This is a genomic window from Psychrobacter sp. Rd 27.2 (assembly GCF_001921755.1).
Classification (GTDB): domain Bacteria; phylum Pseudomonadota; class Gammaproteobacteria; order Pseudomonadales; family Moraxellaceae; genus Psychrobacter; species Psychrobacter celer.
This window is the reverse complement of record NZ_MRYB01000058.1, coordinates 1-574: the sequence shown is the minus strand read 5'-3', so window position 1 is coordinate 574 and position 574 is coordinate 1. Positions and strand designations below refer to the sequence as shown.

The following is a 574-nucleotide window of genomic DNA, read 5'->3' as shown; positions in this document are numbered from 1 at the left end:
TTGAGGCAACCTTTGAGCGCATATCTAAAGCAATTCAAACGGGTGCTTTTACTAAAACCAACTTTTCATCAGTGAAAGATATCAATATTGGCAGCGTATTTGTTTTAAACGGCATGCTTTGCTATGTGGCTAATATTTATAAAGCAGAGGCCAGAAAGAATACCCGTAGCCAAGAGAGATTACGCTTAATATTCTCTAATGGTACAGAGTCCAATATGCTCACACATTCATTGGCTACTGCTCAATATAAATACGAAAACAGCTACCAGTTATTAATCACTGATCCTGACTGGATGGACGATGAGCTCGCCAAAAACTTTGGGGACGAGCGACAACTTACCGGTGTCATTTATGTTGCTAAGCTGGCTGAGACCCCAAGTGATTTAGCGCACTATAAACATCTGCACAAAATTGGCTTCTCAACCCTTACAGGAGAAGCGCGTACTAAACACTCGATTAGGGATACCGCTTTCTTGCAACAGCCCGTAGATATCATAGCTGAATGGCAAGTCTATGATGCCAATGTTCGTAGTGTGGAAAGGGTCTTGCATGCCTTCTTCTATGATCAAAGAGT

1 protein-coding gene is annotated in these 574 nt (G+C 41.8%); it reads left to right on the top strand.

The window, feature by feature from the left end; all coding sequences use genetic code 11:
• On the top strand, positions 1-574 hold a 574-nt coding region (locus BTV99_RS13485), incomplete at both ends, for a GIY-YIG nuclease family protein (protein ID WP_178377967.1).